The following is a 15,722-nucleotide window of genomic DNA, read 5'->3' on the forward strand; positions in this document are numbered from 1 at the left end:
CAGCGGCTTGCGGTAATTCGCCTTCAGCTGGCGGCGCAGCGCGTGGAAGTAGTTGGCCGGCGTGGTAGGTTGCCGACCCGCATGTTGCGCTCCGCACAGAGCTGCAAATAGCGCTCGAGCCGCGCCGAGGAATGCTCCGGCCCCTGCCCTTCATAGCCATGCGGCAGCAGCATCACGAGGCCCGACATGCGGAGCCACTTCGTCTCGGCCGAAGCGATGAACTGGTCGATGACGACCTGCGCGCCGTTGGCGAAGTCACCGAACTGGCCTTCCCAGATGCACAGGGTGTTGGGGTCGGTGGTGGAGAAGCCGTATTCGTAGGCCATCACCGCTTCTTCGCTGAGCAGCGAATCGATGACCGCGACCTGTCCCGGCTTGTCGGTCAACTGACGCAGCGGCAGGTAGTAGTTGTCGGTCTTCTGGTCGTGCAGGATCGCGTGGCGGTGGGTGAAGGTGCCACGGCCCACGTCCTGGCCGACCAGACGCATGGCATGGCCTTCGTCGATCAGGGTGGCGTAGGCGAGGTTTTCGGCAAAGCCCCAGTCGCCGGGTATTTCGCCTGCGGCCATCTTGCGGCGGTCTTCATAGACCTTGGCCACGCGCGAATGCAGTTGCACCTCCGCCGGCACGTTGTTGATGCGTGCGGCCAGTGCCTTCAGCTTGTCCATGCCAACGGCGGTGCTGATGGCATCGGACAGCTTGCCGGCCAGCAGCTTCGGCCAGTCCACGTACAGGGCGCTGTCAGCCGGGGTCTTGCCGACTTCGGCCAGCTCGGTGGTGACTTCGCCCGATTCCAGCTTGTGGCGGTACGCCTCTGCCAGCGCGGCACCGGCACCTGCGGGGATCGTGCCCGCGGCTTCCAGCTGCTCGGCATACAGCTCGCGGGTGGTCTTGTGCTGGCGGATCACCTGGTACATCAGGGGCTGGGTGATCGAAGGCTCGTCGGCCTCGTTGTGGCCGTGGCGGCGATAGCAGACCAGATCGATGACCACGTCCTTCTTGAACTGCTGGCGGAAGTCGTAAGCCAGCTTGGCGACGAACACCACGGCCTCCGGGTTGTCGCCGTTCACGTGGAACACCGGCGCGCCGATCATCTTGGCCACGTCGGTGCAGTACAGGGTGGAGCGGGCGTCTTCCTTGTTGCTGGTGGTGAAGCCGACCTGGTTGTTGATGACCACATGCACCGTGCCGCCCACCGCGAAACCGCGTGCCTGCGACATCTGGAACAGTTCCATCACCACGCCTTGCCCGGCGAATGCGGCATCGCCGTGGATCAGGATCGGCAGCACCTTGGCGCGGGCGGTATCGCCACGGCGCTCCTGGCGCGAACGCACGCTGCCGGCAACCACCGGGTCAACGATTTCAAGATGCGAGGGGTTGAACGCCAGCGCCAGATGCACCGGGCCACCGGGGGTGGCGACGTCGGCGGAGAAGCCCATGTGGTATTTCACGTCGCCGGCATGCGCAAGCGCGTCGTGCTCGAACTTGCCTTCGAACTCGTCGAACAGCTTGCGCGGATTCTTGCCCAGCGTGTTGACCAGCACGTTCAGGCGGCCACGGTGGGCCATGCCGATCACGATGTCCTTGACGCCGTCGGTGCCTGCCCCGCGCACCACGGTGTCCAGCAGCGGGATCAGCGCGTCGCCGCCTTCCAGCGAGAAGCGCTTCTGGCCGACATACTTGGTGTGCAGGTAGCGTTCCAGCCCTTCGGCGGCGGTCAGGCGTTCCAGGATGCGGCGCTTGCTGGCATCGTCCAGCCCGTAACTCCCGGTGCTGGCTTCCAGCCGCTCGTACAACCAGCGGCGCTGCTCCACATCGGTGATGTGCATGAACTCCGCGCCGATCGGGCCGGCATACGCGGCCTTCAGCGTGGACAGGATGTTGCGCAGCTTCATCTGCGGCTTGCCGGCCAGGCCACCGGTGCTGAACTCGACGTCCAGGTCACGTTCGGCCAGCTTGTGGAAGGCCAGGTCGAGATCGGGCGGATTGACCGGCGGGGTCAATGCCAGCGGGTCGATGTGCGCGCCAAGATGCCCGCGCGAACGGTAGGCGGTAATCAGGCGACCCACGTTGCGTCCGCGCTCATCGTCGGTACCCGCGCCGCTGGCGACCATGCCGCGCGCGGCCTGTCTGCCGGCTTCGGCAATCTGTTCGATCACCGCGGAATGCGGGATGTCGCCGGCTTCGCGGCCGTCTTTACTACTTGAAACCAGGCCATCGAAATACTGACGCCAGCGGGCGTCGAGACTGTCTGGGGCGACCAGATACTGTTCGTAGAGATCCTCGATATACGCGCCATTGGCACCGAGTTGCGAGGTCTGGGCAAACTGCTTGAGGAGACTGTCCACCATGGCGTGGCTAGCGGCCTTGCGATAGGTCAATGGGGCCGTTGGACGGAGCCAGCCGGCGTGGTACCCGATGAATGGGCGTTGGAAAGCCGCAAAATTATAGCCTTGTCCCGCCTTGCGCGCTGCAGCAAGGGGCTTGGCCGATAGTCGAATGACGCGCCGAGTTCAGCCGTCATTCCTCCCCATCGCCGGTATCCAGCCGGTAGTGACCGGCTTCCAGCAGGGCGAACAGGGCATCGCGGCCCTTGGCCGACAGCGTGCCGTAGAGGTCGCCGGCGATGGTTTCGCTGGCAGCCAGCAGGCGCGCGTCCTTCACCGGCATCGCATGCACCAGCCCGCCCGCGTACAGGCGTGCGCCGCCGGCATGCGCGCGACGCCACGCCATCCGCGACCACGGGTGCCGCGCCAGCGACGCGCCTTGCGTGAGATCCCATTCCACTTCGATGCGCGGCGGCAGCGGGCCTTCGGCGGCAGGCTGCACCGCGCTGCGATAAGTCGTCGCGAAGCCGCCGAACCAGTCGCCGAAGCGGTCGGGATCGTCCATCTTCAATGCCTGCAATGCCGCCACCACCCGATGCAGGGCGTCGTCGTCGATTTCGTTGGCATCCTTCGGCGGTTGCAGGTCGGCATCGCCATAACGCAGCGCGTCCGGGGCGTCTGCGGCCAGCGTGTCCACGTAGTCGCCCAGCAGTTCCGCCACGCTCGGCGCGCGCATGCCCAGCGAGAAGGTCAGGCAGGGGTCTTCGGCCACGCCATGGTGCGGCACGCCGGGCGGCAGGTAGAGCATGTCGCCGGGTGCCAGCACCCAGTCGTGCGTGGGGTTGAACGCGCGCAGCAGCTTCAATTCCACATCATCGCGGAAGCCGAGTGGCGGATTGGGCAAAGCGTCGATCTGCCAGCGGCGATGACCCTTGGCCTGCAGCAGGAACACATCGTACTGATCGACATGCGCACCCACCGAGCCGCCGGTGGCGGCAAAGCTGATCATGATGTCGTCGATGCGCCAGCGCGGCAGGAAGCCGAAATGCCCGATCAGCGCGCGCACGTCGGCATCCCACTTGTCCATGTCCTGCACCAGCAGCGTCCAGTCATGGTCGGGCAGGCCGGGGAAGTCGGTTTCCGCGAACGGCCCGTGGCGCACCTTCCACGCATCACGCGCCTTGTCGTGCTGGATCAACCGCGCCAGCACGCCGTCCTCGCAGGCAAGCCCGGCAAGGTCTTCCGGTTCCAGCGGTGCCTCGTAGTTCGGGAACGCCTGCCGGATCAGCAGCGGCTTCTTCTGCCAGTAGTCGCGCAGGAACTGCGCCGGCGGCATGCCGAGGAACTGCTTCGCGGTGGCGTGGACTTCGATCATGTTTTTGTTCGTCATTCCGGGCTTTGCTCGTCATTCCGGCGAAAGCGGGAATCCAGCTCTTGAGAGGACAGCCAGAAGCTGGATTCCCGCTTTCGCCGGAATGACGGCATCTAGATTTCCTTGGCCAGCCGTTCCGCAAGGCCGATGTAACTGCCCGGCGTCATCGCCAGCAGGCGCTGTTTGTCTGCTTCCGGCAGGTCGAGGCTGGCGATGAACTCGCGCATCGAAGTCTCTGTAATGCCTTGCCCGCGCGTCAGCGCCTTCAACTGTTCGTAAGGATTGGGCAGGCCGTGGCGGCGCATCACCGTCTGCACGGCTTCGGCCAGCACTTCCCATGCGGCGTCGAGGTCGGCAGCTAACCGCTGCGGATTGGCGGACAGCTTGCCAAGGCCGCGTAGCAGGGCGTCGAAGCCGATCAGCATGTGGCCGAAGGCGGTGCCGAGTGCGCGCAGCACGGTGGAGTCGGTGAGGTCGCGCTGCCAGCGCGACACCGGCAGCTTGATGGCGAAGTGTTCGAACAGCGCGCTGGCGATGCCGAAGTTGCCTTCGGCATTTTCGAAGTCGATGGGGTTGACCTTGTGCGGCATGGTGCTGCTGCCCACTTCGCCGGCCTTCACCGCCTGCCGGAAATAGCCCTGCGAGATGTAGCCCCACACGTCGCGGCAGAGGTCGATGGCGATGGTGTCGATGCGCTTGCAGGCGTCGCAGACTTCGGCGATGCCGTCGTGCGGTTCGATCTGTGTGGTGTACGGCTGCCAGTCCAGACCGAGGGATTCCACGAAGCGGCGCGAGAACGCCGGCCAGTCCACGTCCGGATAGGCGGCGACATGGGCGTTGTAATTGCCCACCGCGCCGTTGATCTTGCCGGGGTTGGGCAGCGCGGCCAGTGCTTCGCCTTGCCGGTTCAGGCGGGCGACGACGTTTGCCAGCTCCTTGCCCACCGTGGTCGGCGAGGCGGTCTGGCCGTGGGTGCGCGAGAGCATCGGCAGCGCGGCGTATTCGTGCGCCATCCCGCGCAGGGTTTCGATCAGGGCATCGAGCTTCGGCAGCACGACGTGCTGGCGCGCCTTGCTCAGCAGCAGCGCATAGGACAGGTTGTTGATGTCCTCGCTGGTGCAGGCGAAATGGACGAACTCCAGCGCCGGGCCGAGCTCGCCGTCATCTTTCAACTTTTCCTTGATGAAGTATTCGACCGCCTTCACGTCGTGGTTGGTAGTGCGCTCGATCTCCTTCACCCGCGCCGCGTCTTCCACGGTGAAGCCGGTGAACAGCGCGCGCAGGCGGGCGGTGGCGGCGGCGTTGAATGGCGACAGCTCCGGAATGCCGGGTTCGGCAGCCAGCGCCAGCAGCCATTCCACCTCCACCTTCACGCGGGCGCGAATCAGGCCGTATTCGGAAAAGATCGGGCGCAGGGCATCGACCTTGCCGGCGTAGCGGCCATCGAGCGGGGACAGGGCGGTGAGGGCGTCGGACATGGGGAGGTGGGGCGGAGAGTGGCAATCCGCTATTGTAGATGCGGAGCTTGCTCCGCATGGGAGTTTCACGAATCTGTTGTGCCGAGCAAGCTCGGCACCTACGGAGAATGACAGATGGCCAAACGCACGGGTTTCCGCATCGAACACGACAGCATGGGCGAGCTGAAAGTGTCCGCATCCGCGCTGTGGGGCGCGCAGACCCAGCGTGCGCTGGACAATTTCCACATCTCCGGGCGACCGATGCCGGAGGCTTTCGTGCGTGCGCTGGCGCTGGTCAAGGCCAGTGCCGCCGTGGTCAACGGGCATCTGAAAGTGCTGGACGGCGCGCGTGCCGAGGCCATCATCGAGGCCGCCACCGCGATCGCCGGTGGTGCGCATGCCGACCAGTTCCCCATCGACCGCTACCAGACCGGCTCCGGCACCTCCAGCAACATGAATGCCAACGAGGTGATCGCGCATGTGGCCGCGGCTGCGTCCGCGCTTTCGATCCATCCCAACGACCACGTCAACCTGGGCCAGAGCAGCAACGACGTGATCCCCACCGCGCTGCGGGTGATGGCGGTGATGGAGGCCAAGCGCGACCTGCTGCCGGCGCTGGCGCATCTGCGCAAGACCATCGACAAGCGCGGCAAGTCGCTGGGCAAGACGGTCAAGACCGGGCGCACGCATCTGATGGATGCGATGCCGCTGACCTTCGCGCAGGAGTTCGGCGCGTGGTCGGCGCAACTGGCATCCGCGCAGGCGCGGATCGAGGACAGCCTGAAGCGGGTGCGTCGCCTGCCCATTGGCGGCACTGCGATTGGCACCGGCATCAACGCGCATCCGAAGTTCGGCAAGGGCGTGGCGAAGGCGCTTTCAGCGGCCACCGGGGCGAAGTTCGAGCAGGCTGCCAACACCTTTGAAGGCTTGGCCGCGCACGATGATCTGGTCGAGCTGTCCGGCCAGCTCAATGCGCTGGCAGTGGCACTGATGAAGATCGGCAACGACCTGCGCTGGATGAACTCCGGCCCCTTGGCCGGGCTGGGCGAGATCGAACTGCCTGCGTTGCAGCCCGGCTCCTCGATCATGCCGGGCAAGGTCAACCCGGTGATTCCCGAAGCGCTGTGCATGGCCTGCGCGCAGGTGATGGGCCTGCATCATGCGATTTCCATCGCCGGGCAGACCGGCAACTTCCAGCTCAACGTGACGTTGCCGCTGATCGCTTGCGATATCGACGAGGCGATGCAGCTACTCGCATCCACCATGACTGCACTGGCCGACAAGGCCATCGCTGGCGTGCGCATCCGCGAAGGCAACGTGGCGGCGGCGCTGGATCGCAACCCGATCCTGGTCACAGCACTCAACCCGGTGATCGGCTACGAAAAGGCCGCGAAGATCGCCAAGCGCGCCTACGCCGAGAACCGCCCGGTGCTGGATGTTGCGCTGGAAGACAGCGGGCTGGACGAAAAAACGCTGCGGCGGTTGCTGAACCCCGCCGCGCTCACGCACGGCGGCATCGGCCATGGCTCAGCGGGCGGGGGCTGAGGCCTCGTCGTCCGCGCTGCCGCCGGTGACGGCCTGCACCGTTTCGCGGATGCCCTGGCGGATTCCGTTGCGGATTTCATTCCGGATCCGGTGGCGGTCGTCGTCGGTGACCGCCACGCCCTTGCTCTTGGCGTCCTTGCCGCAATCGTCCACGTCCTCCTGCGTCATCGTTGCGTAGGGCTTGAACTCGGGCAGGCTTTCGGCCAGCGCCTGTTGCGCGGTCAGCATGGCCGGCAGGTGTGCGCACAGCTTCAATGCGTCCGTTTCGAGTTTCTTGGCTTCGGCTTCGATCTTTTGTTCGAATGCCTTGCGTTCTTCCTCGCCGCCGAAGATCAACCCGGCCACGCCGCTCAGCGCGGTATCGGCGATGCCAACGCCCTTGCTGCCGATCGCCATGCCGGCTTCGGCGATGCCGATAATCTGGCCGCGATAGGCAAGCAACTGCTTGCGCTGTGCGTCGTTGATCGCCACGGCCTTGTCGTCGATCAGCAGGTCGCCCTGCGGGCTGATTTCGGCCTTGGGTCGGCCGTCATTTTCGAGCGAACGAATGCGGCGTCCATTGACCCTGACGTTGATTTCATTGAGCGAGATGTTCTCGGTTGCAAGTTCCTTGCGGGCTTCGTCCATCGCCTTGTTGACCTGTTCGGCGATGAAGCCGCCTTCCTTCCTTGTGGCGGTTTCGGCATCGCCGCGCTGCACGTTGCAGCCAAGCAGCGGAATGGTTGCCAGCAGTGCGATGGCGAGTGTGCGGGTGGTGTTCATCATCATCTCCGTTGGAATGCGGGAATCAGTTGTCGTCGCGCCAGCGGCGCAGGCGGATGGCGGCGAAGATCATCACGGCACCGGCAACGGCACCGATCCACAGCGTGGGGGTTGCCAGCAGGTGCGTGCCGGCCAGCAGCCCATCCAGGCCGAACAGCGCGTCCGCGTTGTTGCCCAGCCTTTCGAAGTGACCGCTGTCTGCATAGCCAAGCAGGTGACTGCCCGGCCATGCGCTGGCGAGCGAGCGGACGACGATGTGTTCCCAGAACCACGAAGAGCCACCTTCAGCCATGCGCAGCAGGCCGAACCACGACACCAGCATGCCCGCGCCAACCGGCAGCAGCAGTGCCCACAGGAAGGGCTTGCTCCTGGCCCAGACCGAGCACAGCATCAGCCAGCCGGCGGTGGGCAGCGCCCACAGCGCATAGGCAGGAAGCCATCCCAGCAGGCCGTTCGCCAGCCGCAGCGGGTCGAGCTGCGCCCAGTACAGGGTGAACGGATTGGCACCATTGATCGCCATGAAGAAACTCAGCACCAGCCCGAAGCCGAGCATGGTCGCGATGCTGAGAACGGCGGCGATGACCGGGGCGACCACCAGGCCCATGACCAGTTTCGACAGCACCGTGTCGCGGTCGGAAACCGGCAGCGACTTCCAGAACAGCACGCTGCGATCCTTGCGTTCGTCGTACAGGCAACCGAGGAAGTAGAAGAACACCACGAAGCCGAACACCATCACCGGCCACACCGATGACATCAGCGTCATCATGTTGATGCCTTCGTGCAGGTCGCGCAGATCGTCCGCCGATGCGTTGGCGAGGATGTTGCCCCAGTCGATTTCGGAAAGCCGCATCTGCTTGTCGTCGATGCGGATGGTTTGTCCGCCGTGGCGGGCCAGGAAGAACTGCCCGGTGCCACCGCCGATCAGGGTCAACAGCAGGGAGATGGCGCCTGCCACCAGCGGTGCCCAGAAGAAGCCGCCCTTGTGTTCCCAGAACTCGCGCTTGAGCAGCAGCTTGAACGTGTGGGTGGCGTGCGCCGGCGCGGGCTGCGCGCGCGGGGCGGGGGTGTCGATTTCCATCGCGGCGTTCATGCGTAGGTTCCTTTCATCGTGGCGACGAACAGGTCAGCCAATCCGGGGTTGCGGGTTTCGCCAAGCTGCGCCAGTTGTGCGGGGTCTGCGCCATCGAACAGCATCACGGTCTTGCCGAACGGCAGGGCGCGTTCGTCGATGGGATTGAGTGCGCGCGCGGCGTCCTGCTTGCCGGCATCGACCAGCACTTCGGTATAGCGGCTGCCGACGTCTTCCATCGACGCATCCAGCACCACCTTGCCGTCGCGGATGAACATCACGTCGGTGAGGATGTGTTCGATCTCCTCGACCTGATGGGTGGTGATGAGGATGGTTTTCTCCTCGTCGAAATAGTCTTCAAGCAAACGCTGGTAGAACTGCTTGCGGTAGAGGATGTCCAGGCCCAGCGTGGGTTCGTCCAGCACCAGCAGCTTGGCGTCGATGGCCATCACCAGCGCCAGGTGCAGCTGCACGATCATGCCCTTGGACATCTCGCGCACGCGCAGGTTGTCGGTCAGCTGCGTGCCCTGCAGGAAGCGCCGGCACTTGGCGGCATCGAAACGCGGATGCACGCCCTGCACGAATGCGATGGCCTCCTTGACCTTCATCCAGCGCGGCAGCACGGCCACGTCGGCGATGAAGCAGACATCGTTCATCAGTGCGTCGCGCTGGCTGCGCGGGTCCTTGCCCAGCACCGACAGCGACCCCTCGAACGGGATCAGGCCGAGGATGGCCTTCAGCGCAGTGGTCTTGCCTGCGCCATTGGGGCCGATCAGGCCAACGATACGACCGGCGGGGATGTCGAAAGCCGTGCCGTCCAGCGCCAGCTTGTTCTTGTAGGCCTTGCGCAGGCCACGTGCGGAAATCACGGGAGTGGTCATGGCGCGGCTCACTTCTTCGGGGTCATCAGTTCGCGCGGGTCAAGGCCAAGACGCTGGATGCGTTCCAGCACCTGCGGCCATTCCTCGCGCAGGAAACGCTCGCGTTCACTCGCCAGCAACCGCGTGGTTGCGCCTTCGGTTACGTACATGCCAAGTCCCCTGCGTTTTTCGACGAGTTGTTCGTCCGCGAGCTCCTGATAGGCGCGCGAGACGGTGATCGGGTTGAGCTGATATTCGGCGGCCACCTGGCGCACGGAGGGCAGGGCGTCGCCGGCCTTGAGAGCGCCGTCAAGCATCATCGCCACGACGCGCTCCTTGAGTTGGCGGTAGATCGGAGCGCCATCGCTCCATTGGATGTCGGTCATGGTCAGCCCCGGGGTGCGAAGGAGAAGAACGGCATCCGCAACGCATGGCGATGACGGGCCTGCCGGGCTTGCGGACTGCTGCCGCTGGTCGGGTAGGACGATGCGCCGCTTGTTGCCGGCGCGGTGCGCGCCGGGGCCACCAGCAGCAGGCCGGTGACCAGCAACGTGCCGCATGCAAGCACGGCCAGCAGTGGGGTGTGTCGGTCATGGCGCATGGTGTGCCTCTCGTTTGGGTGATCGGTGTTGTAGTTAACTATGACACTAAAATTGAGCAAGTCAAGCGCGGACGCCCCCAACTGATGGCATAGAGGGCAGTGCTGGCTGAATGCCCGCCGCAGGCCGGGATTGCCCGCATGCGTGCAGCCATCGACAATACGGGCCGATATCCGGAGATCGTCACGATGAAGTTGTCCCTGCGCGGGCTTGCCGCGCTGTTCGCCCTGCTGCTGGCTGCCGGCACCTTGCATGCACAGGCGCAGGCAGATGCCACTACCAGCGAACGCGACAAGATCGGCTACATGCTGGGCATGGACGTGGCGCGCTCGCTTGGCCCCGGGCTTGCAGACATCGATCTGGAGGCCTTCCGCCGCGCGGTGGAAAACGCACTGGCAGGCGGCAAGCCGCTGCTGGATGCCACCGAAGCCGGCCAGGCCAGCAAGCAGCTGATGGACAGCATTGCCGCGCGCAAGAACGGGCAGCCTGCGCCCGCGATTGATCGCGCCAGGATCGGCCTGCTGCTGGGCGGCAACGTCGGCCGTTCGCTGACCGACGTGCGCAGCGAGTTCGACGTGGCGATGCTGCTGCGCGCCCTGCAGGACGCCACCACGCCGGGCGCCGCGCGGATGCTGGACGATGCCGAAACCAGCCGCGTGCGCGCCGCGTTCTCGGCCCGCATTGCCAGCGTGAAGCAGGCCGCAAGGCAGGCCAAGGCGCAGCAGGCCACGCAGCAGGAGCAGGCCTTCCTCGAACAGAACAAGCAGGTCAAGGGCGTGTTCACCACCCCCAGCGGCTTGCAGTACATGGTGTTGAAGCAAGGCGACGGCGTGCGTCCAAGGCCCGGCCAGAGCGTGCGCGTGCATTACCTCGGCACGTTGCTGGACGGCACCAAGTTCGACAGTTCCTATGATCGCGGCGTGCCTGCCGAGTTCCGTCTGGATCAGGTGATCCGCGGCTGGACGGAAGGCGTGGGCATGATGCCGGTAGGTGCCAAGTACAAGTTCTGGATCCCGTCCGCGCTGGGTTATGGCGAGCAGGGCAACGGCGGCATCCCGCCCAATTCCACACTCGTCTTCGAAGTTGAACTGCTGGGCGTCGATTGAGTCCAACGCCTGCAACCCTCTGCCGCCTGCCTGTCGCGCGGGCTTACTTACATCTCCCTGGAGCCACGATCCCGATGAAGCCGTTTATCCGCGCCACCGCACTTGCCCTTGCCACCACTGTCGCGCTGGCCGCGTGTGAAAAGCCCGCGCAGAAGCCTGCGGGCGATGCCAAGACCACCGAGGCCGACAAGGCTGCGGACGGCAAGACCGCGTATCCGGGCCTGCCCACCGAGAAGGAGCAGGTCAGCTATGCCATCGGCATGGCGATGGGCAAGTCGCTGTCCGAGCCCGAGGTCAAGGACGAAGTGAACCTCGACACCGTGGTCAAGGCGCTGCGTGCGCAGGTGGACGGCGGCAAGCCGCTGCTCAACGAGGAACAGGCGCAGGAAATCATGCAGGCCTTCGGCCAGAAGATGCAGGCCAAGATGGTCGCCAAGGCGATGGCCGAAGCACAGGAAAACCAGAAGAAGGGCGACGCCTTCCTGGCGGAAAACGCCAAGAAGCCAGGCGTGAAGACCACCGCGTCCGGCCTGCAATACCAGGTGCTGACCGAAGGCAAGGGCGCCAAGCCCAAGGCCACCGATGGCGTGAAGGTGCATTACCAGGGCACCGTGCTGGATGGCAAGGAACCGTTCGACAGCTCCTACAAGCGCGGCGAGCCGGCGGTGATGCCGTTGCAGGGCGTGATCCCGGGCTGGGTCGAAGGCCTGCAGCTGATGCCGGTGGGCAGCAAGTACAAGTTCTGGATCCCGGCCAAGCTGGCCTATGGTGAGCAGGCACCGCCCACCATCGGCCCGAACCAGATGCTGATCTTCGAGGTCGAGCTGCTGGACATCGTCAAGCCGGGTGCCGGCAAATAAGCAGGCGTGACGATGCAGGGGCGTCATGCCCCTGCATCCCGCTGCGGATGAAGCTGCCTGCTGCCATGACCGATACCACGCTGGAACAACGCATCATCGATCTGGAAACGCGCCTCGCGTTTCAGGAACACGCATTGCAGGAACTCAGCGATGCACTGGCCGATGCACGCGCGGAGGAAACCCGCAACGCATTGATGCTGCATCGTGCGCTGGAAGACCTGCGGCAGTTGCGCAGCGCGATGGCGGCAAGCCCCGTGACCGGCGATGCCGCCAACGAGCCGCCGCCACCGCATTACTGAGTGGTTGAACACCGATGAGCGATTCCCTCCGCGACCAATTGCTTGGCCTGGGCTTCAAACCCGCGCCCAAGCCTGCGCCGCGCCCGAAGCACGACGCACCAAAGGCGAAAGCCGGGCAGGGCGGCAAGCCCGCGCACACCGGCAAGCCGCAGCCGCAGCACAAGCCGCAGCATCAGAAGGGCAAGTCACGCGAGGACATCGACCTTGCCAAGGCCTACGCCATCCGCGCGCAGAAGGAAAAGGACGAGCGCATCGAAGCCGAGCGGCTCAAGCAGGAAGAAGCCCGCAAGCGCCGTGAAGCCAAGGCTGCGCTTGCCGAGTTCCTCGCCGGAAAATCACTTAACGCCGCCGATGCCGACCACGTCCGCCATTTCGAATACGGCGGCAAGATCAAGCGCATCCACGTCACCGCCGAGCAGTTGAAAGCGCTCAATGCCGGCGAACTGGGCGTGGTGCAGATGGATGGCCGCTATCTGCTGGTCGATGCGGCAACACTTGCCGAAGCCGAAACGATCTTCGCGCAGGCCGTTGCCCTGAAGGTCGATCCCAATGCCCCGCGCGAGGACGACCCCTACGCCGACCCGCAATACCAGGTGCCCGACGACCTGACGTGGTGAACACGGGGCAAGCCCCGTGCTGCGACACAATCGGTTTTTGGTAGCAGCGGAGCTCTGAACATCACTCCGGGTCGTAATCCAGATTCGACGCAAGCCAGCGCTCCGCCTGTTGCAGGCTGACGTCCTTGCGGCGTGCGTAGTCCTCGACCTGTTCCTTCGATACCCGCCCGACCACGAAATACTGGCTGCGCGGGTGGCTGAAGTAGTAGCCGGACACCGCCGCCGTTGGCAGCATGGCGAAACTCTCGGTCAACTGCATGTCGGCGTTGCGTTCGGCGTCCAGCAGAGTGAACAGCGTGCGCTTCTCGCTGTGTTCGGGGCAGGCCGGATAACCGGGGGCGGGGCGGATGCCGAGGTACTGCTCGGCGATCAGCGCCTCGTTGTCCAGTGCCTCGTCCGCCGCATAGCCCCAGAACTCCTTGCGCACGCGCTGGTGCAGGCGTTCGGCCAGCGCCTCCGCCAGGCGGTCGGCCAGCGCCTTGAGCAGGATCGCGTTGTAGTCGTCATGGTCGGCCTCGAAACGGGCCACATGTGCGTCGATGCCGATGCCGGCGGTGACCGCGAACGCGCCGATCCAGTCCTGCTTGCCGCTGTCTTTCGGCGCGATGAAATCGGCAAGGCAGAAGTCGGGGCGTTCGACGGGCTTGTCCACCTGCTGGCGCAGGAAGTGCAGCCAGGCTTTCCCCTCTCCCTCCGGGAGAGGGGTAGGGGTGAGGGTTCGGGGTGCTGGCGATGTGCCGGATGACATTGCCGTACCCACATCCGCCCTTCGGGCACCTTCTCCCGGAGGGAGAGGGGAAATTTCCACATCATCGCCCACGCTGTTCGCCGGCCAGATGCCGAACACCGCCTTCGCGGTCAGCCATTTCTCAGCGACGATCCTGTCCAGCATCGCGCGGGCGTCGCGATACAACTCCGTGGCCTGCGTGCCGACGATCTCGTCGGTGAGGATCGCCGGGAACTTGCCGGCCAGCTCCCAGGCCTGGAAGAACGGCGTCCAGTCGATGCATTCGACCAGTTCGGCCAGCGGGTAATCGTCAAAAACGTGCAGGCCCGGCTGTTTCGGCGCGGGTGGGTCGTAGCTGGCCCAATCACCATCAAAACGTTGTGCGCGCGCCTTTTCAAGTGACACCAGCCGCTTGCCGTCGCCACGGTTGCGATGCCGCTGGCGCACGTCGGCATAGTCGGCGTCGTTGGCGGCCACGAAAGGCCCGCGCAGTTCCGGCGACACCAGCGACTGCGCCACGCCGACCGCGCGCGAGGCGTCCTTCACCCACACCGTGGGTGCCTTGTAGTGCGGGTCGATCTTCAGCGCGGTATGCGCGCGCGAGGTGGTGGCACCGCCGATCAGCAGCGGCGTGGTGAAGCCCTGCCGCTGCATCTCGCGGGCGACGTGGCTCATTTCCTCCAGCGACGGCGTGATGAGACCGGACAGGCCGATGATGTCGGCATTCACTTCGCGCGCGGTGTCCAGGATCTTCTGCGCAGGCACCATCACGCCAAGGTCGATCACCTCGAAGTTGTTGCAGGCCAGCACCACGCCCACGATGTTCTTGCCGATGTCGTGGACGTCGCCCTTGACCGTCGCCATCACGATCTTGCCGTTGTTCTTGCCAGCATCACCGGTGCGCAGCTTTTCCGCTTCGATGAAGGGCAGCAGCCATGCCACCGCCTTCTTCATGACGCGCGCCGACTTCACCACCTGCGGCAGGAACATCTTGCCCGCGCCGAACAGGTCGCCAACCACGTTCATACCATCCATCAGCGGGCCTTCGATCACGTCCAGCGGGCGCGTGGCCTGCAGGCGTGCTTCCTCGGTATCGGTTTCGACGTATTGGTCGATGCCGTGGACCAGCGCATGCGACAACCGCGCCGCCACCGGCTGTTGCCGCCATGCGATGTCTTCGGTTTTCTTCTCGCCCTTTTTCTTCTTGTAGTTGTCGGCGATTTCCAGCAGGCGCTCGGTGGCATCACTCCGACGATTCAGCACCACGTCTTCAACCCGTTCGCGCAGCACGGGATCGAGATCGTCGTAGATCGGCAGCGCGCCGGCATTGACGATGCCCATGTCCATGCCGGCCCTGATCGCGTGGTACAGGAACACCACGTGGATGGCCTGCCGCACCGGCTCGTTGCCACGGAAGCTGAAGCTGACGTTGGAGACGCCGCCGGAGATATGGCTATGCGGGAAGCGCCGGCGCAATTCGCGCGCGCCTTCGATGAAATCGACCGCGTAGTTGTCGTGTTCCTCGATGCCGGTGGCGATGGCGAAGCAATTGGGATCGAAGATGATGTCTTCCGGCGGGAAACCGATCTGTTCGGTCAGCAGCTTGTATGCGCGCGAGCAGATTTCGACCTTGCGCTGGGCGGTATCGGCCTGTCCCACTTCGTCGAAGGCCATCACCACCACCGCCGCGCCGTAGCGGCGCACCAGCTTGGCCTGCCGCAGGAACTCGGCTTCGCCTTCCTTCATCGAGATGGAATTGACGATGCCCTTGCCCTGCAGGCATTTCAGGCCGGCTTCGATCACCTCCCACTTGGAGGAATCGACCATCACCGGCACGCGGGCGATGTCCGGCTCGGCGGCGATCAGGTTGAGGAACTCGACCATCGCCTTCTTCGAGTCCAGCAGGCCTTCGTCCATGTTGACGTCGATGACCTGCGCGCCGTTTTCCACCTGCTGGCGGGCGACGACCACGGCTTCATCCAGCCGGCCTTCCAGGATCAGCTTCTTGAACTGCGCGCTGCCGGTGACGTTGGTCCGCTCGCCGACGTTGATGAAGTTCGACTCGGGCGTGATGGTCAGCGGTTCAAGGCCGCTGAGGCGGGTCTGGCGGGGAAGGGTGTTC

Annotated in this window: 13 protein-coding genes and 1 pseudogene; 5 read left to right on the forward strand and 9 right to left on the reverse strand. The window is 64.9% G+C overall.

The features are described from left to right. From QM612_RS09305 to purB, 3 genes and pseudogenes are all read right to left on the reverse strand, one after another. Positions 1 to 2,348 (reverse strand): annotated as a pseudogene (locus QM612_RS09305) (2-oxoglutarate dehydrogenase E1 component); the annotation flags it as partial. Positions 2,349 to 2,520: 172 nt separating this feature from the next. Continuing rightward, positions 2,521 to 3,717, reverse strand: coding sequence for a JmjC domain-containing protein (locus tag QM612_RS09310; RefSeq protein WP_415253617.1), 1,197 nt, complete (start codon positions 3,715 to 3,717; stop codon positions 2,521 to 2,523). Between the two features lie 95 nt (positions 3,718 to 3,812). Further along, entirely contained in the window at positions 3,813 to 5,177 is a 1,365-nt protein-coding gene (gene purB / locus QM612_RS09315; protein ID WP_415253618.1) for an adenylosuccinate lyase, read from the reverse strand. Between the two features lie 114 nt (positions 5,178 to 5,291). Between purB and QM612_RS09320 the strand changes: the two genes are divergently transcribed. After that, positions 5,292 to 6,701: a class II fumarate hydratase gene (locus tag QM612_RS09320; RefSeq protein WP_415253619.1), complete on the forward strand. Its 1,410-nt coding sequence runs from the start codon at positions 5,292 to 5,294 to the stop codon at positions 6,699 to 6,701. Here QM612_RS09320 and QM612_RS09325 read toward each other — a convergent pair. Genes QM612_RS09325 through QM612_RS09345 form a run of 5 tightly spaced genes read right to left on the reverse strand, consistent with a single transcriptional unit; the run spans position 6,684 to position 9,993 of the window. Next, a complete protein-coding gene (locus QM612_RS09325) occupies positions 6,684 to 7,463 on the reverse strand; it encodes a DUF2884 family protein (protein ID WP_415253620.1) in 780 nt (259 codons plus the stop codon). The two genes, QM612_RS09320 and QM612_RS09325, sit on opposite strands and share 18 nt — an antisense overlap. Before the next feature lie 25 nt (positions 7,464 to 7,488). Then, on the reverse strand, positions 7,489 to 8,553 hold the full coding sequence (locus tag QM612_RS09330) for a hypothetical protein (protein WP_415253621.1): 1,065 nt from the start codon (positions 8,551 to 8,553) through the stop codon (positions 7,489 to 7,491). Then, entirely contained in the window at positions 8,550 to 9,413 is an 864-nt protein-coding gene (locus QM612_RS09335) for an ABC transporter ATP-binding protein (RefSeq protein WP_415253622.1), read from the reverse strand. Before QM612_RS09335 ends, QM612_RS09330 begins: the two co-directional genes overlap by 4 nt. A gap of 8 nt (positions 9,414 to 9,421) precedes the next feature. Beyond that, entirely contained in the window at positions 9,422 to 9,778 is a 357-nt protein-coding gene (locus QM612_RS09340; RefSeq protein WP_415253623.1) for a GntR family transcriptional regulator, read from the reverse strand. 2 nt (positions 9,779 to 9,780) lie between these two features. Beyond that, entirely contained in the window at positions 9,781 to 9,993 is a 213-nt protein-coding gene (locus QM612_RS09345) for a hypothetical protein (RefSeq protein WP_415253624.1), read from the reverse strand. A gap of 138 nt (positions 9,994 to 10,131) precedes the next feature. Here QM612_RS09345 and QM612_RS09350 point away from each other — a divergent pair, with 138 nt between their 5' ends. From QM612_RS09350 to QM612_RS09365, 4 genes are all read left to right on the forward strand, one after another. Continuing rightward, the gene (locus QM612_RS09350) at positions 10,132 to 11,097 is read left to right on the forward strand and encodes an FKBP-type peptidyl-prolyl cis-trans isomerase (protein WP_415253625.1); all 966 of its coding nucleotides are present in this window, start codon (positions 10,132 to 10,134) and stop codon (positions 11,095 to 11,097) included. A gap of 74 nt (positions 11,098 to 11,171) precedes the next feature. After that, positions 11,172 to 11,957 (forward strand): FKBP-type peptidyl-prolyl cis-trans isomerase N-terminal domain-containing protein, encoded by a 786-nt coding sequence (locus tag QM612_RS09355; protein WP_415253626.1) that lies wholly within the window; start codon positions 11,172 to 11,174, stop codon positions 11,955 to 11,957. A gap of 47 nt (positions 11,958 to 12,004) precedes the next feature. Beyond that, a complete protein-coding gene (locus QM612_RS09360) occupies positions 12,005 to 12,256 on the forward strand; it encodes a SlyX family protein (RefSeq protein WP_415253627.1) in 252 nt (83 codons plus the stop codon). A gap of 14 nt (positions 12,257 to 12,270) precedes the next feature. After that, the gene (locus tag QM612_RS09365; RefSeq protein WP_415253628.1) at positions 12,271 to 12,873 is read left to right on the forward strand and encodes a DUF2058 domain-containing protein; all 603 of its coding nucleotides are present in this window, start codon (positions 12,271 to 12,273) and stop codon (positions 12,871 to 12,873) included. Positions 12,874 to 12,934: 61 nt separating this feature from the next. Here the strand turns inward: QM612_RS09365 and metH are convergent. Further along, positions 12,935 to 15,722 (reverse strand): methionine synthase (metH, locus tag QM612_RS09370; RefSeq protein WP_415253629.1); only part of this gene is annotated, 2,788 nt, incomplete at its 5' end.

This window comes from Thermomonas sp., from assembly GCF_047606765.1.
Classification (GTDB): Bacteria; Pseudomonadota; Gammaproteobacteria; order Xanthomonadales; family Xanthomonadaceae; genus Thermomonas.